Annotated in this window: 20 protein-coding genes and 4 tRNA genes; 2 read left to right on the top strand and 22 right to left on the bottom strand. The window is 39.0% G+C overall.

Annotated elements, in window-relative coordinates; translation table 11 throughout:
• The 17 genes from tuf to argC all read right to left on the bottom strand — a co-directional run.
• Window positions 1-911: elongation factor Tu (gene tuf, locus B0169_RS16165; protein ID WP_077287699.1), on the bottom strand; the 911-nt coding region annotated here is incomplete at its 3' end.
• 81 nt (window positions 912-992) lie between these two features.
• Window positions 993-1,068: transfer RNA gene (locus B0169_RS16160), tRNA-Thr, on the bottom strand.
• A 15-nt stretch (window positions 1,069-1,083) separates the two neighbouring features.
• A tRNA-Gly gene (locus B0169_RS16155) sits at window positions 1,084-1,158 on the bottom strand.
• 29 nt (window positions 1,159-1,187) lie between these two features.
• Window positions 1,188-1,272: transfer RNA gene (locus B0169_RS16150), tRNA-Tyr, on the bottom strand.
• Between the two features lie 35 nt (window positions 1,273-1,307).
• Window positions 1,308-1,383 (bottom strand) — tRNA-Thr (locus B0169_RS16145).
• 133 nt (window positions 1,384-1,516) lie between these two features.
• A complete protein-coding gene (locus tag B0169_RS16140) occupies window positions 1,517-2,245 on the bottom strand; it encodes a type III pantothenate kinase (RefSeq protein WP_077287697.1) in 729 nt (242 codons plus the stop codon).
• A complete protein-coding gene (gene birA / locus B0169_RS16135) occupies window positions 2,242-3,216 on the bottom strand; it encodes a bifunctional biotin--[acetyl-CoA-carboxylase] ligase/biotin operon repressor BirA (RefSeq protein WP_077287695.1) in 975 nt (324 codons plus the stop codon). The genes B0169_RS16140 and birA overlap by 4 nt, the downstream gene beginning before the upstream one ends.
• Window positions 3,213-4,262, bottom strand: a complete 1,050-nt coding sequence (gene murB / locus B0169_RS16130; protein ID WP_143323574.1) for a UDP-N-acetylmuramate dehydrogenase — start codon at window positions 4,260-4,262, stop codon at window positions 3,213-3,215. The genes birA and murB overlap by 4 nt, the downstream gene beginning before the upstream one ends.
• A gap of 55 nt (window positions 4,263-4,317) precedes the next feature.
• Window positions 4,318-6,477: a GumC family protein gene (locus tag B0169_RS16125; RefSeq protein WP_077287691.1), complete on the bottom strand. Its 2,160-nt coding sequence runs from the start codon at window positions 6,475-6,477 to the stop codon at window positions 4,318-4,320.
• The gene (locus B0169_RS16120; protein WP_077287689.1) at window positions 6,474-6,983 is read right to left on the bottom strand and encodes a polysaccharide biosynthesis/export family protein; all 510 of its coding nucleotides are present in this window, start codon (window positions 6,981-6,983) and stop codon (window positions 6,474-6,476) included. The genes B0169_RS16125 and B0169_RS16120 overlap by 4 nt, the downstream gene beginning before the upstream one ends.
• Window positions 6,984-7,112: 129 nt before the next feature.
• On the bottom strand, window positions 7,113-8,276 hold the full coding sequence (locus B0169_RS16115; RefSeq protein WP_077287687.1) for an outer membrane beta-barrel protein: 1,164 nt from the start codon (window positions 8,274-8,276) through the stop codon (window positions 7,113-7,115).
• 226 nt (window positions 8,277-8,502) lie between these two features.
• Window positions 8,503-9,810 carry an amino-acid N-acetyltransferase gene (argA, locus tag B0169_RS16110; protein ID WP_077287685.1) on the bottom strand — a complete coding sequence of 436 codons (1,308 nt, stop codon included), beginning with the start codon at window positions 9,808-9,810 and terminating at the stop codon, window positions 8,503-8,505.
• Between the two features lie 12 nt (window positions 9,811-9,822).
• Entirely contained in the window at window positions 9,823-11,793 is a 1,971-nt protein-coding gene (gene argH, locus B0169_RS16105; protein WP_077287683.1) for an argininosuccinate lyase, read from the bottom strand.
• A gap of 30 nt (window positions 11,794-11,823) precedes the next feature.
• A complete protein-coding gene (locus B0169_RS16100) occupies window positions 11,824-13,068 on the bottom strand; it encodes an argininosuccinate synthase (protein ID WP_077287681.1) in 1,245 nt (414 codons plus the stop codon).
• A gap of 111 nt (window positions 13,069-13,179) precedes the next feature.
• A complete protein-coding gene (locus B0169_RS16095; RefSeq protein ID WP_077287679.1) occupies window positions 13,180-14,103 on the bottom strand; it encodes an ornithine carbamoyltransferase in 924 nt (307 codons plus the stop codon).
• A gap of 36 nt (window positions 14,104-14,139) precedes the next feature.
• Entirely contained in the window at window positions 14,140-14,931 is a 792-nt protein-coding gene (gene argB, locus B0169_RS16090; protein WP_077287677.1) for an acetylglutamate kinase, read from the bottom strand.
• Window positions 14,928-15,968, bottom strand: coding sequence for an N-acetyl-gamma-glutamyl-phosphate reductase (argC, locus tag B0169_RS16085; protein ID WP_077287676.1), 1,041 nt, complete (start codon window positions 15,966-15,968; stop codon window positions 14,928-14,930). Before argC ends, argB begins: the two co-directional genes overlap by 4 nt.
• A gap of 304 nt (window positions 15,969-16,272) precedes the next feature.
• On the opposite strand from argC, the gene argE reads away from it, so the two are divergent.
• A complete protein-coding gene (argE, locus tag B0169_RS16080; protein ID WP_077287674.1) occupies window positions 16,273-17,433 on the top strand; it encodes an acetylornithine deacetylase in 1,161 nt (386 codons plus the stop codon).
• Window positions 17,434-17,884: 451 nt separating this feature from the next.
• On the opposite strand, the gene B0169_RS16075 is transcribed toward argE, so the two are convergent.
• Window positions 17,885-19,333 (bottom strand): hypothetical protein, encoded by a 1,449-nt coding sequence (locus B0169_RS16075; RefSeq protein WP_077287672.1) that lies wholly within the window; start codon window positions 19,331-19,333, stop codon window positions 17,885-17,887.
• Between the two features lie 384 nt (window positions 19,334-19,717).
• Here B0169_RS16075 and B0169_RS16070 point away from each other — a divergent pair, with 384 nt between their 5' ends.
• Window positions 19,718-19,909, top strand: coding sequence for a DUF2970 domain-containing protein (locus B0169_RS16070; RefSeq protein WP_077287670.1), 192 nt, complete (start codon window positions 19,718-19,720; stop codon window positions 19,907-19,909).
• An 87-nt stretch (window positions 19,910-19,996) separates the two neighbouring features.
• On the opposite strand, the gene B0169_RS16065 is transcribed toward B0169_RS16070, so the two are convergent.
• The 4 genes from B0169_RS16065 to aroK form a co-directional block, all read right to left on the bottom strand.
• Window positions 19,997-20,812 carry a Dam family site-specific DNA-(adenine-N6)-methyltransferase gene (locus B0169_RS16065; RefSeq protein ID WP_077287668.1) on the bottom strand — a complete coding sequence of 272 codons (816 nt, stop codon included), beginning with the start codon at window positions 20,810-20,812 and terminating at the stop codon, window positions 19,997-19,999.
• A 260-nt stretch (window positions 20,813-21,072) separates the two neighbouring features.
• Window positions 21,073-22,431, bottom strand: coding sequence for an SPOR domain-containing protein (locus tag B0169_RS16060; protein WP_077287666.1), 1,359 nt, complete (start codon window positions 22,429-22,431; stop codon window positions 21,073-21,075).
• A 21-nt stretch (window positions 22,432-22,452) separates the two neighbouring features.
• The gene (aroB, locus tag B0169_RS16055; RefSeq protein ID WP_077287664.1) at window positions 22,453-23,517 is read right to left on the bottom strand and encodes a 3-dehydroquinate synthase; all 1,065 of its coding nucleotides are present in this window, start codon (window positions 23,515-23,517) and stop codon (window positions 22,453-22,455) included.
• A 10-nt stretch (window positions 23,518-23,527) separates the two neighbouring features.
• Complete coding sequence (gene aroK, locus B0169_RS16050; protein ID WP_077287662.1) at window positions 23,528-24,046, bottom strand: shikimate kinase AroK; 519 nt, start codon at window positions 24,044-24,046, stop codon at window positions 23,528-23,530.
• Between the last annotated feature and the right edge of the window lie 41 nt (window positions 24,047-24,087).

Genomic DNA, 24,087 nt, shown 5'->3' with positions numbered 1-24,087 from the left:
TTAGTGTGAGGAGAAATTGAACCTGGTTGACATAGTACTTGACCACGTTCTACGTCTTCACGCTTAAGACCACGTAGAAGAACACCACAGTTCTCGCCAGCACGACCTTCATCAAGAAGCTTACGGAACATTTCAACACCTGTACAAGTTGATTTTTGTGTATCACGGATACCAACAACTTCTACTTCATCACCAACTTTAACAATACCGCGTTCAACACGACCTGTTACAACTGTACCACGACCTGAAATTGAGAATACATCTTCGATAGGCATGATGAATGCACCGTCGATTGCACGCTCTGGCTCTGGAATGTAAGTATCAAGTGCTTCTGCAAGTTCGATTACTTTAGCTTCCCACTTCTCTTCACCTTGAAGTGCGCCTAAAGCTGAACCTTGAATTACTGGTAAGTCATCACCTGGGAATTCGTATTCGCTAAGAAGTTCACGAACTTCCATTTCTACTAATTCTAGTAATTCTTCGTCATCTACCATGTCACATTTGTTCATGAATACGATGATGAAAGGTACACCAACTTGGCGTGATAACAAGATGTGCTCACGTGTTTGTGGCATTGGACCATCTGTAGCAGCAACTACTAAGATAGCACCATCCATTTGTGCTGCACCTGTGATCATGTTTTTGATGTAATCAGCATGGCCAGGGCAATCTACGTGTGCGTAGTGACGTGTTTCTGTATCGTACTCGATGTGAGAAGTATTAATAGTAATACCACGCTCACGCTCTTCTGGAGCATTATCGATTTGTGCGAAATCTTTAACTTCACCACCGTGAACTTTAGTTAATACCGCAGAGATAGCAGCTGTTAAAGTTGTTTTACCGTGGTCAACGTGTCCGATTGTACCTACGTTAACATGTGGTTTCGAACGTTCAAATTTTTCTTTAGCCATCTTAAAATACCTCTGGGTAGATTAAATAAATTAATTTTATATAGTTAAAACATTGATTAATCTGTAGAAGGTCTAAAGAAGTGGTGCTGATAGGCAGATTCGAACTGCCGACCTCACCCTTACCAAGGGTGCGCTCTACCAACTGAGCCATATCAGCATTTTCTATAAAGACTGGAGCGGGTGGCGGGAATCGAACCCGCTTCATCAGCTTGGAAGGCTGAGGTAATAGCCAGTATACGACACCCGCTAAATTCTATCAGATTATCTCTGTTAAAATGGTGGAGGGAGGTGGATTCGAACCACCGAAGGCTGAGCCGTCAGATTTACAGTCTGATCCCTTTGGCCACTCGGGAACCCCTCCAAATTTTATCATCACATCACATTGTGATGTATTAATGGTGCCGACTGCCGGAATCGAACTGGCGACCTACTGATTACAAGTCAGTTGCTCTACCAACTGAGCTAAGTCGGCACTACATTAAGTGGTGCGAATTCTAGAGTAATGTTTTCTAGCTTGCAACAGGAAAATGCAAAAAAAAACACCTTTTTATGTGTTTGATGGTTTTTTACCCACAATAGTGATGATTTAACACTATTAGTTACTATTAAAGTGGTTTAAAACAACTTAAACCATAAAAAATTAGCTTAGGCTCTAATACAACAACATCAGCAATGAGCTTAGTAAGCTCCTCGCCATTACCGCCAGTAAGTAATATATTATCAATGGGCTGAATGCTGTTAGCTTGAATAATAGCTTCCTTAATTGCCCCAACCGTCATTGCCCAACTACCATGATTTAAACAAGCCGAGCTATCGGTACCAAAGGCCAAATTAGCATGTTCACTTGGCGTTGCAATAATCTTTTGAGTGCGAGTTAACAAGCTATCAAACATAGTCTGTACACCGGGCATAATCCAGCCACCGCAGTGGTGGCCACTTTGAGCAAGTACATCCACTGTTGTGGCAGTGCCAGCGTCGATAATAAGTAAATTTTTGTTCGGATAAAGTAGCCTAGCACCTATCATCGCTAACCATCGATCTACGCCCAAGCGTTCAGGCTGCTGATATGACGATATCACACCAAAATCGGCCGCTTGACTATGTGCTTGTATAAAACCAATTTGGTTAGCTACTGCCCAACGATTAATGGCATCGCTAATCTCATCACTATGAACATTAGCTAGCACAACTTGTTTGACGTGTGAAAATTTACCCTGCGCCATTGCGGCTAGAAAACTCTGATAATCAAGATATACGACCTCTGAAAGTACGAGTTCATTCGCTTGAAATACATATTTAACTTGTGTGTTACCAACATCTATTAACAATCTCATATGCTGGGCCTTAGGCTCACTTCACCACCATAAACAGGCCCAACTTGACCATTAACTTCCAGCATCAGAGCACCTTGGGTATTTATACCACGAGATATTCCCCGAGTGATTTTTTCACCTGTGATCAGGGCTACAGGCTTATTGATGTAAAAATCTTGTGATTGCCACTCTTTCACCATGGTATTGATACCGGTCTCTCGATGAACTTTCAATCGTTTAAGCAAGGCCGAAATGATATGTGCCGCAAGTATATTGCGATCAATATCAACGCCAATAGCACGCGATAAATCAGTCCATGGCTGGTCAACTAACTCTGCGCTCTTTTCTGACATGTTAATATTTAAGCCAATACCAATAACACAATGGCAAGGCTCCATGGCTTGCCCTTCAAGATCAATCAAAATACCCGCGAGTTTAACACCATTAAAGTAGATATCATTTGGCCATTTCAATTCAACTTCAACTTGATACAGTGCGTTAATGGCATCACTCACCGCAAGCGCTGCTACAACACTTAACCCCATAGCAGCAGACATGCCTTGTTCCAAATACCAATACATCGACAAATAAATATGAGAACCAAAAGGAGAAATCCATTGTCGCCCTCTTCTGCCTCTGCCTGCGCTTTGATACTCGGCAATACATACTTGCCCAACAGTATTTTGATTAGGTAAACGTCGCATTAAATAACTATTTGTTGAGTCGATTAAATTATGCACTTCCACTTTTGTATTAGCGTCTAGCACTTGCAAGTGGCCAATAATTTGGCTTTCGTCGAGCAACTCAATAGGTTGAGCTAATCGATAACCTTTACCTGTAACGCTGAATATATCAAAGCCCATTTCTTGTAAAACACCAATATGCTTTGAGATTGCTGCACGACTAACCCCTAACTCTTCACCTAGCATTTGCCCTGACAAAAATTCGCCTTTAACTAATTTTTGTATTAACTGCTCACGAATAGCTTTCATTTTTTAACCCCTAAGCGAGTAATATCTGTTAGCCCATCACTACCAATAAACCTAACTTCAGGATCTAAATTAATATTAAATTTAGAACGTACTTTGTCCTGAATAAAGCAAGCAAAGTCAACCACTTCCTGACCAAGTCTTCCTTCATAATTAATCAGTACTAACGCTTGTTTCTCATGAACACCAACCCCGCCTTCACGAAAGCCTTTTAGTCCAGCTTGTTCGATTAACCAACCGGCTGCTAATTTAACAGCGCCATTAGCTTGCTTATAGAAAGGCATACTTGGGTATTTTTTTTGTAACTTGTTAAAGAAATCAGCCGTGACCACTGGGTTTTTAAAGAAACTACCGGCATTAGGTAGCTGCTTCGGCTCAGGTAATTTGGCTTGACGCAATTGCATTACTTTCGCCATGATAGCTTGAGGGGTTATTGGTGAATCAATTTCATTAAGCCCTTGATAGCTATCGACCGCTTGCCAAGCTTTTGGCAAAGCAAAATGAACATGAGTTATGATACCTCTACCACTTAAAGCTTGTTTGAATAAACTGTTGCGATAAGCAAATTGGCAATCTGTTTTACTAAAATCAGATAGCTTTTGTGAAGCAAAATCAAACCAAGTAATACGCTCAATAAAATCGCCAACTTCGACACCATAAGCACCAATATTCTGCACCGGTGCCGCGCCAACACTGCCCGGAATTAAAGCTAAATTTTCTAAACCGTACATACCGTTATTAACGCAAAACAGCACAAAGTCATGCCAGTTTTCTGCACAAGCAGCACTGATCAGAAAAAACGCTTCATTCTCAAAGACCTCAATACCAACTAAGCTAGGCTTGATAATGACAGGGGCACTTTTCTCACAAAATAAAGTATTTGTCCCCTCACCTAAAATATAGCACTTAGCCGTCTTGCTCTGTGGAAGTTCTGACAACTCTTCTAGGTTAGTCGGAAAGAATATTTCCGGGGTGTTTGCAGGAACATTTAAGCTGTTTAATGTTTGTAAAGAAAAGTTAGTGCGTATTTTCATAACAGAGACTATCAAGAATTTTGCCTATTGTACGCAAAAATAGCCACGGCATAAACAATGTTAAGCTCCCTTAACCACGCTTTCTTGCCGCAAGCTTAATAATATTACTCCGTTCGGTATAATATTTATTTTGGTATTTATCAGTATCAATGTTTTCACTATGATTAATTACCACCCCTTCTATCGGTGCATTAACCTGCTTTAACATCCTCAAGCCAGAAGATATTTGTTCTCGCTTGGTTTTATTGCCATGGACAATATAAAGTACGCTATCAACGAGTTTAGAGATAATAACCGCATCACTAACCGCATGCACTGGTGGTGTTTCAATAATAATACGATCATAAAAATTACCAAACACTTTGATTAACATATTAAAGCGCTTCATAGACAGAAAAGCTAACGGATTAGCCGGAGAAATTCCTGAAGTTAAAATATCTAATTTGACACTTTTATCGCGAATAATACATTCATTAATTTGATGGGTTTTAGCTAATAAATTTGAAAGGCCAGGTCGATGTTGGTTCAAATTCATATTTTTAGCAATCGTTGGATGACGCATATCCGCTTCAATCAACAAGACTTTTTCCATTTCACTAAAAGAACGGGCTAAATGCAGCGCAACAGTCGACTTTCCTTCATTGGGTACTGATGATGTTATCGCGATAACTTTTGGTGGTATTTTTTCACTATTAAATAATAATGCGGTGCGTAACGTACGTACCGCTTCAGTAAAGCGATTATCAGTGCTGTAGGCATCCTCTTTGCGCTCTGTTGTACTCGCTTTAATTCTAGGTAAAACAGCGAGAATAGCTGCCTCATTAAAGTTATCGAGTTTACGACGAGAATTGAGTGTATCCACCAACAGTTCACGCATAATAATAATGATGGAGATAAATGCGATAGACAATATAAATGTAAGCACGATCACCAAAGCTTTATTCGGCGCAAATTGGCTTTTAGGTATAATCGCCTTATCAATAAAACGCACATAAAAATTGGCTTTATAGTTGCCCATAGCATCAGCCTCTTTTAAGCGTACTAAGTAGTTATTATAAAGCTCTTTATTGGTATCAACTTCGCGGGTCAGTTGAGAAAACTTATTTTGCAACCGGCTTAAACGTAAGTAGTCTTTTTTGGCAATAGCCAGCCTTTGCTTGGTACCATTGGCTCTTTCTATAGCACTAAAGTATTCTTTTTCAATTGAAGTTACAATATCGTACACCTGCTGTGTAATACGATTTTTTAACGACATTAATTCAGCGTTAACAGCTATTCTTTTCGGGTGCTTAGGACCATACCGCTGTGAGAGTTCAAAGAATTTACGTGCAACTTTTTCTTCGGCGCTTCGTAATTGCAGTAAAGTTGCATGATTACTGATTTCATACAGTTCGCTTAACTTTGCAATATCACCATCATATTTTTTAAGGCTCTGATAGGAGATAGCGAGATCATCGGCTAGTTTTTCTGCTCTAAGTGTTTCAGAAGTTAACTCCGTCAACTCTGCGCCAACCAGCCCTACAACCCCATCTATATCAACTATACCTTCAGCCTCTCGATAAGTTTGTAGCGATAACTCAGAAACTTGTAACTTCTTGCCGAGCTCTTCAAGTTGATCAACCAGCCATTGCGATGTTGTTTCTTTTGACGCGCTATGAATTTCATCTTGATATTGAAGGTAAGTAACACCCACTTGGTTAGCGACTTGCTGCGATAACTCAGCAGAAAACGATGCATAAGATATCTTCACCAACTCTGTACCTGCAATTGGCACAATAGATAATTGCTTTTGAAATTGACCAACAATATCACTGACTGATGGCACGGAGTCACGACCACCCATACTTTCTAACATGGCAAATTTGCTGTTGTATTTACCGCTATTGAACTCTTTATGTTGAACCAAGTTAAGCTGTCTTATCACGCGCTCGGCAAACTTACGCGAACGTAATAATTCGTACTGGGTTTGAATTTGTTCTTTACTTGCGTTGGACTCATTAAACGCGTCATTAATAGATAAAGTATTAGCCGGTTTATTGCTGCCAATTTGAAGAATGGCTGTCGCTCGGTATGAAGGTTTGAGTAGAGAAAGATAGAAGGCAACAAAAAATGTGATCATTAGCGTAAAAAATAAAATTTTCCAACGACCAGTCCAAAGCGGCGTTAAAATTTCTTTTAACTCAACCTCTTCATTTGTTGATATTAAGTTTTCACTTTCTTGTGTCTTCAAAAAAAACTTTGCTCAATTTCTATAATGTCGTCCGGCAAGATTGCACTTGCGACATTAGCTTCAAAAACCATTTTTTTTCCGTTAACTAACCGCGTAATATTCCATGATGACTTTGATGCGCGTGCAGCTAACCCGCCAGCGATGGCAATGGCTTTGTCTAATGTTAAATCTTCCTGAAAGGGGTAACCGCCGGGGCGTTTTACTTGTCCATGAATAAAAAAAGGCCTGTACATAACAATAGAAACAGTCACTTGTGGGTCAATTAAATAATCACCACGTAAACCATTTGCTATCGTATTTTCTAAATTTTTTACCGTTAAACCTACCACGGCAATATCAGGTAAAAACGGAAAGGAAATAATTCCTGATTTATCAATTTTAATTTGGCTGCTAAGGTCTGACTCCCCATACACCGTTATTTGAATTTGATCACCAGCCCCTAATTGATAATTACTGGCTGCTGCTTGCCCCCAAAATAACAACAAAGAAAATATCAAAAATCGCATGGTACTTTTCCCTATCATTGATAAAAATTACATAAAGCTAACATAACTTACTTTTATCGAGTCTTGGCATCATCTGCTGCCAACAAGTTATTGACGCTTTTGGCAATAAAATCACAACATAAAAACATATTACAGCTCAACCTTTATACTCAACCCTAGGCGGTTATAGAGATAATCAATATCACTATAGTTTGCTTCTAATGATTTATAGTCGTAGCTAACTTGCAGCGTTAATCGCTCATTGTATTGGTAATTTAACTGCAATGTGGAAGATACATAATCCTCTTTTTGCTTACTTGTTGGTGTAAAAAATTGCTGCTGATTAAGGCCTACGGCAACAAAAACATTTAACTGCTCGCTAATAGCATGCGTCAAATCTATTTGATATCGTTGAGCTAAGCGATAGCTACTCAGTAAACGGTTGCTCTCATCAAATTTACGATCTGAAACAAAATGCATTTGTGTAAAATCGGAAGGACGCCAAGTATAATCAAATTGCCATTTAAACGCGTCATCATCACTTAATCGGCTATCTTCAAACTTAAGTTTTTGGTAACCCAATAGAAAACTTAACTCACTGATGACAGTAGTTGACCATTTAATGCCAACAAGACCCGTAATACTATCCCGGTTAATCAGCAAATCATTAGGATACTCAATCGCTTTATAGTCAATATCAAATGCTAAATAAGTTTTACCAGATAATAAGTAATCAAAGCTAGAATTTAGCTGCAACACCTCGGTATCAAGCTTATTCGTCAAATCACGACGAGTGGTAAATTCACTCTTATTGTAAGCAACATTAAAATTCAATTTCGCCTGTGATGCTGTCGTACCATATTCATAACCGGCAGTTGCACCAACATTTTTCTTTTTATCTCCCTCTGCTAAACTTTCCGCCTCACCTAAAGATAAGCCTTCACCACGATAGACATAACGGTCGAGCCAAAGGGCAGACATATAAAAGCGTTGATTTTGACTGAGTTTATACTGATATTTCGGCTTGAGGGTGACGTTAGTATGCTGGTCATTTTCAAATTTATCAAAAAAATGTCCTGTTACGTTGGCATCAAGGTCAAATGCTGATTGCTGCATTTTTGATGTAAAGACCAAGTCAGATGACAAGGTATAATATGCGGTACTTTGCTCATCACGCGTTTGATACAGAAAATTATCAATATAGCCAGCTTCTGCTGCTAAATTAAATTGAATATTATTATCTGTTTCTGCATTAACCAAAGCACTAAAAGCAAAATATGTTGCCGCAATAGTGATAAAGCGAAAGTGTTTCATGTCTCAAATTTGCCTGTTCTTATTATTTTTATTAAAAATATTGAGCTCAATAAAGTAACGACTTAGCTGCAATAGTCGCTAGTATGCACAAAAAACCAAACTTTGTAATCATTTGTTATCTATATGTAACAAAAATCTTTAATTAGGCAACAAAAAACGCCAATCAGTTATTAGCTGATTGGCGTTGTTCAATGAACTTTATATTGATATTTTTACGACGAAATCATTATATTATTTTTGTAAAAGCTTTCGACTTTCGTTGAATGTTATACATTTTTTGTTTACCTTCCGGCAGTTGGTCAATAGCTTGTTCACTATACCCTTGCTCAATAAACCAATGGGCGCTGACGGTAGTTAAAACAAAAATTGACATTAAATTTTGTCTTTTAGCCGCTTGCTCTAGCGCTTGAATTAACCGAAGACCTCGATTACCTCCACGATAATCAGGGTGAATAACTAAACATGCAATTTCACCTGTTCTTGCTTCTGGGTATGGGTAAAGCGCCGCGCAGGCGATAATAACATCTTCCTTTTTTATCACGGTAAATCGGTCTACCTCAATTTCCAGTAGCTCACGTGAACGCTTAACTAACACACCTTCTTCTTCTAAAGGTGCAATAAGTTCTAGAATCCCACCTACATCATCAATACTGGCCGCAGATAATTGCTCCTGATGATCTTTAGCAATCAATGTGCCGGCACCATCTCGAGTAAATAGCTCTTGCAGCAAAGCACTATCACTGGTGTAACTTACACAATGACAGCGCTCTACACCTTGTTTACCACACTGAATAATGGCTTTTAACAGTAATTGTTGGACATGGTCTTCTTGCTCTGTAAGCAAGTTACTGACAGTTGCGACACCACAGCTGCGAATTAAAGCGCCTTTGTTATCTAATAAGCCTGTTTGTTCGGTTAAGGTAATTAATTTATCTGCTTTTAGCGCTATCGCTGTTTTAGCGGCAACATCTTCTAAAGCCAAGTTAAATACCTCACCGGTTGATGAATATCCCACTGGCGACAATAACACTATCGAGCCAAAATTTAATTGAGTATTAATACCCTCAGCATCAATACGGCGTACTAAGCCGGTATATTTAAAATCAATACCGTCACGTACACCAATCGGTTTAGCAATAACAAAATTACCTGTGCTCACGCGAATTTGAGCGCCATGCATAGGAGAGTTAACTAAACCCATGGTTAACAATGCTTCAATATGAATGCGCAGTGAGCCGGTAGCATCTTTTACTGCTAGCAAAGTTTTTGCATCAGTAATACGCACATTATCAGCAATATTTTGTGGTATTGCTTGCGCAATCACTCGCTCTTCAATTTGGGCACGAGCCCCGTGCACCAAGACTAATTTGACCCCTAAACTTCTGAGTAAAGCAATATCATGAATGATGTTAGCGAAGTTTGCATGTTGCACCGCTTCGCCGCCAAACATTAAAACAAAAGTTTTACCTCGATGAGCATTAATATAGGGCGCGGCATTTCTAAACCACTTTACATTATCTTCATTACTATTCATGGCAAGTGGTCACTAACTCTCTAGCTCGTCAGCACTTTCAGTACTAACAACACAACGGTCAACAATATATTCCATCGCAACTTCATCGGCTGGATCTTTATATGGACTTTGCTCGCTATCCTCAATGATATTGTCTGCTAAAGAGCTTTTATCAATTAAGCTAAAGCCAAGTTCCGTGAAATATTGTGGAATATAAGTCAATACAATAATTTTTTGTAACTCAATTTGATGAGCAAACCCAAGCAAGTACTGCACAAGCGCCTGCCCTTGGCCTTGACCTTGCGCTTGTTGGTCAACCACTACTGATCGTATTTCGGCTAAACCTGTTTGATAAATATAAAGCGAAGCGCAGCCAACAACGTTCCCGTCAATTTCGGCCACGACAAAATTTTGAATATCGTGAATGATATTGTCACGGCTACGTGGCAGTATTTCGCCTTTTTCAGCCCAATAACTTGTTAAATGGTGAATGCTATCAACATCTGACATTCTGGCTCTACGTACTGATAATGCTGCAGCACGCTGGGCATTTAAACGTTGTTTAACTTGCTTTAAGGCGACTTTAATTTGCTCTTTACCTGGCGCGCCAACAACTTGTTCATTCAATATTTCTCGATCACCCGACTGAATATTATCCAGCGCTTTTTGTACCTGACTACGTGATGTACCGCCTAACGCTTCACGCTTATCAAGCGTCGACTCAATCGACAAATGCTGATAAACATCTTGTTCTATACGATCACTAAAACCCTGCAATTGTGTCAAGGTCAGGTCTTCCAAAGGCAATCCTTTATCGATTGCAGCAAGTACCACTTCACCAACAATGTGATGAGCTTCACGAAATGGAATATCTTTACTCACCAGATAATCGGCCAGCTCAGTTGCGTTAGCATAACCTTGTTGCGCGGCAGCTAATGTTCGTGAACGGTTAACTTTTAAGCCGTCAGCAACTAAAACCGCCATTTCCATACATTCTTGCCAAGTATCTAAAGCATCAAAAAGTCCCTCTTTGTCTTCTTGCATATCTTTGTTGTAGGCAAGTGCCAGTGCTTTCATCGTTGTTAACATACCGGTCAGCGAACCAAAAACGCGTCCCGCTTTACCACGAATTAATTCACACGCATCAGGGTTTTTCTTTTGTGGCATAAGTGATGAGCCAGAGCTGACTAAATCACTCATTTCCACGAAGCCTGCTTCGCCAGAGTTATAGAAAATTAAATCTTCGGCAAAACGTGATAAGTGCATCATTGAAATACTAGCAGCAGCGAGTAATTCAATCACATGATCTCGGTCTGAAACCGCATCTAAACTATTCAATGTGGCGGTTCTAAAACCTAGTTTTTGCGCTAAATTGTTTCTGTCGATTGGATAAGCGGTTCCTGCCAGAGCACCTGAGCCTAATGGCGATACATCTAAACGATATAAAGCGTCCTTTAATCGACCTATATCACGGTTAAACATTTCAACATAAGCCAAACACCAGTGACCAAAGGTTATCGGTTGAGCGCGCTGTAAATGAGTATAACCTGGCAATACGGTATCTTTCTCACGTTCAGCTAAATTCATCATGGCTTGCTGTAAATTCACTAGGGCAAACAATAATTCACCACCCGTTTCCTTGCACCATAGCTTTAAGTCTGTCGCGACTTGGTCATTACGGCTTCGTCCTGTATGCAGTTTCTTACCTAAATCACCAGTTTTTTCTATTAAAGCTATTTCAACCCAACTATGAATATCTTCAGCATCAGAGCCAAGAATTTGCTGTGGGTCTTCTTCAACAGAAAGCTTTAATTCATTTAATGCCTCTGTAAGCTCAGTGAGCTCACAGTCATTGATGATCCCGACCGAATGAATGGCGCCAGCCCATGCGATAGAACCAACAATATCTTGTACTGCCATGCGGTAATCAACTGGCAACGAATCATTAAATTTTTTAAATTGTAAACTTGGCTGCCCTTTAAAGCGTCCACCCCATAATGCCATGGTAAATTTCCTTGAATCTGTTATTGATCGTTATTTATCATTGTTAACGCTTGAATCTGCTTGCTTTAATGCTGTGATACGACTCGACAAGCTGAATAGGCGAATAAAGCCTTCAGCGTGTTTTTGGTCATAAACATCGTCAGCACCAAAGGTAGCAAACTCTTCAGAATATAAGCTATTAGGTGAGCGACGCTGTGTAACCTGTGCCATTCCCTTAAACAATTTAACAACAACATCGCCTGTTACTTGTTCAGCAAAAGAAGCAGCAGCGGCAAGCTGTGCTTTGGCTAACGGAGTAAACCAACGACCGTCATAAATAACGTGAGAAAATTCATGACCAACAGCTTCACGATATTTCAGCGACTCTTTGTCTAATATTAATGACTCTAAACCTTTATAGGCTGCCATTAACACAGTACCACCAGGAGTTTCATAACAACCACGTGATTTCATGCCGACTAAACGATTTTCAACAATATCAATACGACCAACACCATGGGCAGCCGCTTTTTCATTTAATAACATTAAAGCTTGATAAGCTGACATTGCTTTGCCATCAACAGCAACCAATTCACCTTGTTCAAAGCTCAGCATGACTTTACCTGCTTCATCTGGCGCGTCTTGCGGATCAACGGTCATGGTCCACACTTCTTTTGATGGCTCACACCAAGGGTCTTCCAGTTCACCCCCTTCATGAGAAATATGCCAAGCATTAGCATCACGACTATAAATTTTCATTAATGAAGCTGAACAAGGAATATTACGCTCAGCTAAGTAATCAAGTAAATCTTCACGTGAAACCATATCCCATTCACGCCACGGCGCAATTACCGTTAGCTGTGGAGCTAAGGCAGCAAAGCATGATTCAAAACGCACTTGGTCGTTACCCTTGCCTGTACAACCGTGACAAACGGCATCGGCACCGACTTTTAATGCGACTTCGATATGCGCTTTAGCAATAACTGGGCGGGCCATTGAGGTGCCCAATAAATACTGACCTTCATAAACAGCTCCGGTTTTGATAATCGGGTAAATATAATCTTTTACATATTCTTCTTTTAAATCGACAACATGGCATTCAGACGCACCTGAAGCAATGGCTTTTTCTTTAATACCTTCAAGCTCTTCGTCGCCCTGCCCTACATCGGCACAAAAGGCAATAACCTCACAACCGTCATAATTTTCTTTTAACCAAGGGATAATGGCTGAGGTATCTAAGCCACCTGAATATGCTAATACTACTTTTTTAATATTTTTCTTTGCTGCTAAAGCCATGATTTATTCCTTCACAATATGTTGTTTTCAGTTTAGCTAACAATGAGTCACTGGCTAAACTAATTTTGTCTTTAAAAAAATTTTCAAATATCTACTAAATAATCAGCCGTACTAATCCGCCAGCAGGGTTACTAGCACTGCATTTTGTGCCCACATACGATTTTCTGCTGACTGAAAAGCGACTGACATTTCGCTATCAAATAACGCAGTAGTAATTTCTTCTTCAAGATGTGCCGGTTGGCAATGCATTACAATACTGGCGCCAACTTTTGCCATTAATTCATGGTTTACCTGATAATCTGCAAATTTTTCTAGGATCGCGGCTTTCTTGCTGGAGTCTTCATCACCCATAGATACCCAAGTATCAGTATAAACAGCATCTTGCTGCCCTATGGCTTTTATATCACTAGTTAACGTGAGTTTTGCCCCAGAATTTTGGCAAAATGCTTTAGCTTTGTTAACTATTTCAGTATCTGGACCATGTCCTTGTGGACAAACTAAGGTGAAGTCAACGCCGACTATTGCCGACATTAGCATTAAAGAGTTTGAGACATTATTAGCATCACCGATGTAAGCTAACTTAACTTGTGTCAGCTTAGGGAAATTTTCCGCTAAGGTAACAAAGTCAGCCAATGCTTGGCAGGGATGGTACACGTCGCAAAGCGCATTGATCACAGGTACACTGCTATGTTCGGCGAGCTGTTCTATCGAACTGTTGTCAAAAACACGTGCCACAATTGCATCAGCAAAACACGAAAGGTTTTTAGCATAATCACTAACACGTTCGCGCTCGCCTAATTTACCATTTTGCTGACCTAAGTAGAGTGCATGACCGCCCAGTTTATTTATACCAATATCAAAGCTAACATGGGTTCTCAAAGAAGGCTTTTCGAAAATCATTGCCACAGACTTTCCCGCTAAGGCTTTACTATAGCTTTCAGGTTGCTTTTTAATATCTCGCGCTAAGGTAATTAAGTGGAGAATTTGTGCTTTACTAAGCTGATCATCAGCTAAGAAATGTTGTAGTAAGTTCATGTTTTATCCTGTGCGAAAAATAGTTAACGAAATAAATTAACAGCCATCTGGCTGTATACGAGTGCCAATACTGACACCGTTGAGAAAATCTACAATTTGCTCTGGCGATTGCCAACTGGCAACCGCGATACTTCGTCGTAATTTATTAGCCGCTTGTAGCGCAGCATTAACTTTAGCGGTCATGCCACCAGCAATAACGCCACGATCAATTAATTTCTTAGCTTGTTGATAATTCAGAGATGCTAAATATTCGCCAGCAGCACCTTTAACACCATTGACATCGGTCAGTAATATTAATTCAGCATTCAGTAATTGGCATACTGCCACAGCCGCATCATCGGCATTAACATTGACCAACTCACCATTATCCAGTGCACCAATGGAAGAAATAATCGGCAGAAAGTTAGCTTTAAGTAAGGTATCTAATAATGCACTGCTATAGGGTTTTGGATCACCCACTTGACCCAGTTGTAAAGGACTTAACTGGCATTGCACCATTTGACCATCAGTTAATGACAAACCAACAGCGGGTAGCTGTAAACTTGCTGCGGTTGCGACAATGGCTTTATTGACGCTGCCGGCTAAAGCACCACTAATAATCGGCATATGCGATTTAGGTGTCACACGCAGACCATTTTTTTTCTCGGTAACTAAGCCCGCTTGAGTTAGCATTTCATCAACAACACAGCCGCCACCATGTACAATGACCACAGGTTGCTTAACTAAGCTAGCAATAACCTTAAGTAAAGCTGTTAATGCAAAGGTATTACCTTGGTCATAACCATCTAAAATAGCCCCACCAATTTTGATCACTACCGGCTTTTTCATAACGTACTCGCTGTTGGTAATAAACTATAGTAACTCGGCAAATCTAAACAAAGGTTAGCACATTGAATAGCTTGTGAAGCTGCACCTTTTAATAAGTTATCAATTGCACAACTCACTACAACCACTTGCTTGCTTTCATCAACTTGCCAATGAAGATCAGCAAAAGGGGTATAAGCAACATTATCAATTTTTGGCCATGCGTTTACTAACCTTACTAATGGCTGATTTTGATAGGCTTGGGTAAATACAGCATCAACTTGCTCTGCACTTATTCCCGCTTTTAATTGCAACGTTATCGTCACTAACAGGCCACGCTTGTATGGTGCTAAGTGAGGATTAAAAATAACTTCAGCATTTGCTTCTTGGCTGATCTCTGGCTGATGTCTGTGCTGTAAAATATTATAAGGCGTTAAACTCACCTCATAAAAACTCGTTGCTAAAGAGGCTTTTCTACCTGCTCCGCTGACACCACTAATACCATTAACCACAATCAATGAGTTTTCTGTATTTAGGCCATTCATCGTTATAGGCTTTAAAGCTAACAAACTCGCAGTTGGGTAACAGCCAGGTACGGCAATTAAGTCACTCGCAGCAATTGCCTGCGCTTGCCACTCAGCTAGACCATATTGTGCTTGTTTTAATGCAGCTAAAGATTGATGCTCAAAACCATAATGAATTGGGTACTGTTGAGCATCCTTTAAACGAAAGCCACCAGACAAATCAAACACTTTGATATTAGCATCAATAAATGCTTGCGCCCATTGAGCACTAAATTCATGAGGCGTAGCAAAAAAAACAGCATCAATACCATGATTATCAATATTAATTTGCTGCTCAAACCACTGCGAAGAAAAAGCTTCTAACGGCAATGTACATATACCCTGCCAACGAGCATGCAACTCGGCAAAAGTCTTGCCGCTAGCATCACTATTTTCAGATACCAACAAATGTTGAATTGAAATCTTATCGTGCTGCATTAATAAACCAATTAATTCAGCACCAACATACCCACTTGCACCAACTACTATGACATTCATTTACTTACCATTCTATTTACGATTACAAACTTACGCTGTTAACAGATAAGTTTTGCAATTCTATTCAACTTTAACTAATTATCATCTAGCTATTACAACTCAATAGGTCATATTAGCTAGTAAAAAATGACTTACTAGAACCTACATTTGACGCTATCTTCGTCGCTTAGTTGAAAGCATTACAAATATTTTCATAGTGTGATTTAATTAGGCTATTTACATTATGACGCTAAAGTATCACTATAGCTCTAGTTATGCAACTAAATAGCATAACTACCCATAATAATTTGGATTACGCGATATCATGAACCAACAAAATAAGCACTTACCTAACTTTACTCAAGCTATTAGCCAGCTAATAGCTTTACCTAGTATTAGTTCTTCGCAAGCAAGTTGGGATCAAAGCAACCAAGCAGTGATAAATTTGCTATCCGCTTGGTTCGAAACTTTAGGCTTTGCTATTACCATTCAAGCGGTCCCTGGAGTGAAAGGTAAATTTAATATGCTCGCCAAACTGGGAGCTGGTAACGGTGGATTATTACTTGCTGGACATAGTGACACTGTACCTTTTGATGAAAACCGTTGGCTTTCGGATCCATTACAAGTTCACCACAAAGATGACAAACTTTTTGGACTAGGCACTTGTGATATGAAAGGTTTTTTTGCGTTTATTTTACAAGCCTGTCAGCAAATCGATATCAGAACATTAAAGAAGCCATTGTATGTTCTCGCAACAGCAGATGAAGAAACGACGATGGCTGGCGCTCGCTTTTTTGCTGACAGCGACATGATTAAACCTGATGTCGCTGTTATCGGCGAACCAACCAATTTAGTACCGGTAATTATGCACAAAGGCCATATGTCACATAAAATCAGTATTAAGGGTCAAGCTGGGCATTCAAGTAAACCAGCCAACGGCGTTAATGCTATTGAAATCATGCATCAAGTGATCAGTGAACTGTTTAAGTTAAGAGATAAATTAAATCTAAGTTACCAAAATGAAGCTTTTGATGTGCAAACCCCAACAATGAATTTTGGTGCTATTCACGGTGGTGACAATGCCAATAGAATTTGTGGTCACTGTGAACTTGATATTGATATGCGCTCCTTACCGGGTATGAAAGATCAGGAGCTTGTTTCATGGTTATCAAAAGCACTGCAACCAATCGCTGAAAAGTATCCTGGCAGACTGACAATAACCGAGCTTGATCCAAGTTCACCGAGTTTTCAACAAGCGTCTGAAAGCGAATTGGTAGTGATCGCCGAGAAATTCTCTGGTCATGGCTGTTGTGCAGTAAATTACGCAACTGAAGCACCTTTTATTCAACAATTAGGCTGTCAAACAATTGTTATGGGTCCGGGCTCTATTGATCAAGCACATCAACCAAACGAATACCTTGCAGAGAGTGAAATTAATAAAACCGAACGTTTGCTTACTCAACTTATTCAGCACTATTGCTTTTAGTAAGATGCTAGGAAACAAGCTTACACTCACATTAAAGCATGTTTAAAACAATAAATAACTTGAGCTTGGGATAAGCTAAACCTGTCAAGGCGATGATTTCTGCGTGTATCAACGTTAAATGTGTACCTAATAACTCGCTATTAGTTGCACAAATCAGCCTTGATGCACGTAAAACTACTCACATTAAGAATAAACTATATGTGCAAAATTTTATAAAAATTGACTACAGTGATCATTAATCATTGCACCATACTAATTTTTCGCACATCCATTACTCCAAATCTAGGTTAAATAAATTAGTGTGTTCAAATATAAAAACTAACTGATAAAATTACCATGAAACAGTTACCCGTTAGTACTGGCAATATATCCCGATCGCATTTAACGTTGACTGATTTACATCAGTTGTACAGCAGGTATAGCAATTCAACTTTAAATGATATAGCTATGGCTAGCGGCTACGATTCCAAAGTTTTTGGTTGGTTTTCATTGAAAAATATTCACCTGGTTGCCAACAGCGTGGCAATAAATCCAGTTTTTTACGCTCAAGGTAATTTGAAGACAATAATTCTAAAATTTCATTCAGCCTTTCTTTACTGATACTTGAAAAAGCTTTTGCTGTTTCTACAAAATACAAGTTGCTCGTTTTTTTCACTACCAAATCATGGCCATAGCCAATAAAAGTTAAACTTCTAGTTGCCATCCGGCATTTAGGTTCACTAACATTCGCTGGATAAAGTTGATTCACTATCGCATATTCATATCGAACTTCTTGCTCAACATCTGCCGGGATATAAATAACACCAAAGCCTTGCGGAAAATCTCCGGTGATTTGATATAAAGCATCAACAATAGTGCGACTACAACTACCGCGCTCCGAGTTTTGGTATAACGCTTGATAAACTTTTGGTAATAATTTGTAGTTATAGCTAGCTTTGGTTGATAAAACAATTGAGGTATAAATTTGTGGTATTTTTAACAGGTTACCAATGCCTAACTTAGGGTTAACGCTGCTTTTCAATAGCTCTTTAACAAAGCGTAACTTGTTAGTTTCAACTTTATTGAAGATATCACGCTCGGTTTTCGAATTCCCCAAGTACATGCTCACACCAATGCCATTGAGTAAATATTTTAGCGTTTCCCGGTAATTAATTTGTAATAGAGATTTACGCTCCTCAACGTTCAACGTGCGGTAGCAATCTTGCTTACCATCAACACCATACATAATTTGTTGAGCATCTGGATGATAGTTACCGATGTCTTGTAAGATTGTCGCCATTAATACTGGCACCTTGATATTATCAACAAACTTACGGTAAGCAGCTTCGCTTTCCGTACGTAATTCTTTATAGTTAAATGTCGATAATTCCGCTAACTCTTGCTCTAAGTATCTATTTGGTAATAGTTTTTTAACGCAAACTTCATCAAGTAATCTTAAGGTAAGTATACTTTTATATAACGGCTTACTGCGCTCATTAACGGCTGCAACCTTACTACCTTCGGTCGGCGCTAATAGCTGAATGGTACCTAAGAGCTGTGCTGATTTTCGATTGGTTTCTGTAAAATTATCACCTTCGCAAAGTTCAATAATTTCTCGGCAAATACTCTGTAAATGCTGAGCTCGATGATGACGTTCAAAACGTAATTCTTGCAAGTATTCGCGCTGTTCACTCTCAAGTTTTTCTATTTTAAATTTACTTTTAGTGCTAGCCGTTTCAGTTAAATACTTAATATCCTGTTGCAACTTGGTCAGTTTACGTTGAGAAAAATGCTCTAAATCATAAAATGCAATTGCCCTTTCTAAGACCGAGTCTTTTAATGGACTACGACCATAAATCTTATCAATTAAAATTTTTACTTGTGCAGTAAATTTAGTATCGCCCGTTAAATGTTTCGACATGAATTCCATTCGCATTAAATGATGTTGCTTAGCGGTATTAATTAAACAATAATTAAATAATAGCTCGATTAGTTAATCAAGCTAACCTATCTGCTCGTTATAATGCTTAATATTGAAAAAATTAGCCATAATTTTATAACTATCCACAGGCAACCTCAAGCTGCTAGTTTCCGCAAAACCTAGCATATCGTTGTAGTATGGCTATAAAAACGATGACCTAACTGAGCGCTGCCAAAGGTGCATGAAATTTAACCACTTGATCACAAATACGCATTGGAACATACTGAATAATCATTTATAGATAGAAAATACACCATTTCAAAATCAGGCTCTCAACTTGCCCTTGGAAATGGCATAGATATAAATCAGCATGTAGGGATAACAATGAGCTCAAGTAACTTTAAAGAAACATTCAAAAGCGTTGGGGCAGCATTTTTCGGTGTGCAAAGTAATAAGAATAGAGAGCGTGATTTTACACAAGGAAAACTTAGTCACTTTATTATCGCGGGCATAATTGCTGTAGTGGTGTTTATCGCGGCACTGATAGCGATCGTAAATTTGGTTTTACCTGGTTAGTGCTGACCTTATCAAGAAGGTAGAGTAGCGCTGTTATTTACAGCGCAATAAAGAATCAAGCTCTCAAGAAAATTTAACTAACGCTCATTAATAAAGTACCAGCAACTCAGCTACTTTATTACGTTTACTGCCTTTTTGACTTATAGTGCGAGACACTTCTATCGAGCGCTGCTCTTTCGCATGCTGATATATTTTTCGTGTCCAAATAGTATCGTGGTTACTGATCAAAACCGATATATTGCGTTTGTTGGTCACTTCTTCTGCGGCATTCGCCAGATCCGCTTGTTCATCTAAGCCAAAACCATTGCCTGAATAACTGGTGAAGCTTGCTGTTTTACTCAGAGGCACATATGGCGGATCACAATAAATGACATCTCCCGACTTTGCATGTGCAAAGGTCTGACGATAACCATCACAGATAAAAATTGCTTTTTTTGCTTTTTCAGCAAAATGATACAACTCAGCTTCAGGAAAGTACGGACGCTTATACTTGCCAAACGGTACGTTATAACCACCTGATTTATTATATCGACATAAGCCATTATAACCATGGCGATTCATATATAAAAAAACGAGTGATCTAAAATAGGGATCTGCGCTAGCATTAAACTCTTTACGTAACTGGTAATATACATCAGCTTGATTATTTTCAGCGGCAAAAAAACGACGAGCATCTTCGATGAATTTATCAGGCGTGCGCTGTAAAATACGATATAGATTAACTAAGTCTTGATTAATATCACTGAGAAGGTATTCATCATAATCACTATTTAAAAACACTGAGCCTGCACCAACAAAAGGCTCAATCAAACGATTTCCTTTGGGTAGCATAGAGTTTATTACATCGCTTAGTGCGTATTTTCCACCCGCCCATTTTAAAAAAGCTCGATGTTTCTTCTTCATGATACCTACAAACCTAAAAATTCAACAACAGATAGCAAGCATCTGAAAAGTAAGCGGGGATTGTATCGTGAATTAATAGCAATCACATTAAATAATTCTACAACTTAGCACATCGACGCCTTCATAAATCTATAAGGCTAATTTCAGATGAGCCCAACTCTATTGCAAAGTCTTTTATAAAAAATTTAATGTTAGAAGGTTAAGTTGAATTAAGCCTTATCAGACATTAACCCATTGCCATGAATTCCCCTCACTGTTACTTATTGCGAAGACAAAAATGCGTTAATTTCATTATTAACTACAGTAACTGACTTCAGCCAAGGTTGGCGATCTAGTAGTGCTTTTGGTAATTTTGATAACGCAAGTTCCGCGGCAGCTCTTTCAGCATATGCGTGACTTGTAATTACCATAATAGCTTTGTCATTCAATAATCGTTGATAAGCTTTAAACTCGACATCAGCCAAAGTGTTTAAGAATGCTTTTGGTAGCTGCAGTTCACTAAATGCTGCAATTTGAATGACATAGCCTTTTTTATCAGCATAATATGCATTATTGATGATTAATGGTTGATGAGAGTCATTTGATACTGTTTTAACTGCTAATTTTTTCTCATTTGCGTTGTTACTTGCAATTGTATTATTGCTCGATACCACATCATTAGATTGGGCAGCCATTGCTAACATAATATCAGTAGGTGACGCGGGCAGTATTTCACTTTTTTTTGCCTCATCTGATACTGGGCTAGTTAAAGAAAGATAAATATCTTCAGGTATTGCGACACTATGCTTTTTGAGTTTGTCTGGTAAAGACTGAGCTGCAACTTTAGCATGAGTCATCTGGTTATTTTTAGCTGTTAACACCGTAGTTTGTGGCTTCGCTAGCTCATTCTTTAGTAGTATCTTTTCCTGATTATCAACCACTAACGATTTAGAAAAGTTAAAACTATCTTGCTGCAACAAGCCAATCACTAACATAGCAAAGCACAGTAAAAGCACTAATAGGCTAATCCACCACTTGTTTTGCTTAATAAAAAACCATTTAGGCTGGGTATCTTTAAATATTGCTGCTGTTGTAGATAGCAATTGTCCTGATTGAGCAGATAGTAAGGCTAACTTGTCATCGAATAGGCTTTTATTCTCAGCAACCGTTTTGCCCGCTTGAGGAGAGCCAAACATCACAATATTTACATTTAAATTAGCTTTTTTAGCAATCGCTGCCAGTTGTGATACTTCATGCAATATTTGCAATGACAAATACTGTGCATTATCAAGAACAATGCTAATAACCTGTGGTGATTTTTTTGCTAAATTAATGACACTAACAGCTAAAGATATTTCAGGGTCGAATAACTCCCCCGCATACAGTTGCTCGATAATACGGCAACGAATTTGAATATTATTAAACTGTGAAGAGAGCGAAATATAAGCGGCATTATGTTGATCAGATAAACTTGCCAAAAATTGACCAGAAAGCGCGGCATTTTGTTCAGTGCTTTCATCAATCACTAAGATAGCTTGTTTAGAAAACCGTAGAATATAGTCAATACGTGCGTGGGCACTAATTTTTGTGACACTGGTATTATCGTTTGATAAGTCGATATTGTTTACTAACGCCGACATGCTTCACCTATTCAGAATAAATTATAGAATTTGTTGAAGCATTTCCTCACTGACATCATCGTTAATTTCAGATTGACCAATAGCGGTTGGAAGGATAAAACGCAGTTTACCTGCTAAATTCTTTTTATCACGGCGCATATGGCAAATAAACTCGTCAAAACCCATATTTTCAGGTGCGATTAACGGTAAATCAAACGCTGAAAGTAGTGTTTCAACACGACGAAGATCTGACACTTCAAGCAAATTCATTGCTACAGACAACTTAGAAGCAATAACCATACCAGTAGCTACAGCTTCGCCATGTAGCCATTTACCATAGCCTTGATCGGCTTCAATAGCATGCCCAAAGGTATGACCTAAATTTAATAATGCTCGTACACCGGCTTCGGTTTCATCTTCAGCAACGATAGTCGCTTTGCATTGGCAGCATCGCTCTATCATCTCGATTAATACCGTGTTATCGCCAGCTTTAATTGCGACAACATTATCTTCAAGCCAAGTAAAAAAGCGACTATCACCCAATATGCCATATTTAATCACTTCAGCCATGCCGGCATTAAACTCTCGTATCGGTAAAGTGGTTAATGTAGCAAGATCAATAAAAACAGCTTTAGGTTGATAGAAGGCCCCTATCATATTTTTACCTAAAGGGTGATTAACGGCAGTTTTACCACCAACAGAAGAGTCTACTTGAGATAATACGGTGGTCGGCACCTGAATAAAATCAATACCTCGTTGATAACAAGCAGCAGCAAAACCGGTAATATCACCAATAACCCCACCACCTAAAGCAATTAACGTAGTATCTCTACCATGATTACCAGACAGCAGATGTGACATTATGCGTTCAAAATTTGCTAAACTTTTTTCAGCTTCACCATCAGGTAACACAATCTCATCAACATCAAAATCCTTAAGGGCGTACTTCAACTGCTCAACGTAAAGTGGTGCTACAATGTCATTGCTAACAATGCAAACACGCTTACTGCGGATATGATTAGACAGCAGATCACTATTTGATAATAGTCCGCTGTCTATATAGATAGGGTAACTGCGAGTACCGAGTTTAACCTGAAGTGTGGTCATAGTTACGTCATTAAAAATCTAAACGTTCGACTATTTTACTTGCTACCACTTTGGCGCTTTGGTCATCCGTTTGCACGATTACATCGGCAATTTCTTCATATAACGGATTGCGTTCAACAGCTAAGTTTTCAAGTACTGTTCTAGGTTCTTCATCAGTTTGAAGTAAAGGTCGACGTCGATCTCGCTGAGTACGAGCAACTTGTTTATCAATGGTTGTTTCGAGATAAACTACAATGCCACGCGCTGACAAGCGGTTACGAACTTGGCTGCTGATCACAGATCCGCCACCTGTCGCTAAAACAATGCCTTGTTTTTCACTGAGGTCTTCAATAACGGTTTCTTCTCTTTTACGAAAACCTTCTTCGCCTTCAAGATCGAAAACCCACGCGATATCTGCACCAGTACGACGTTCGATTTCTTGATCGGAATCAAAAAACTCAAGATGTAGCTTATCTGCTAATTCTCTACCAATGGTGCTTTTGCCTGCGCCCATCGGGCCTACAAGGAAAATGTTACGTTTTTCTGCCATTAGATTAATTAATACTCGTTTATTTATTACGTGAACAGGTA

It is taken from the genome of Cognaticolwellia aestuarii (assembly GCF_002000025.1).
GTDB classification, from domain to species: domain Bacteria; phylum Pseudomonadota; class Gammaproteobacteria; order Enterobacterales; family Alteromonadaceae; genus Cognaticolwellia; species Cognaticolwellia aestuarii.
The sequence above is the reverse complement of the archived record's forward strand: the minus strand, read 5'-3'. Positions and strand labels throughout refer to the sequence as shown.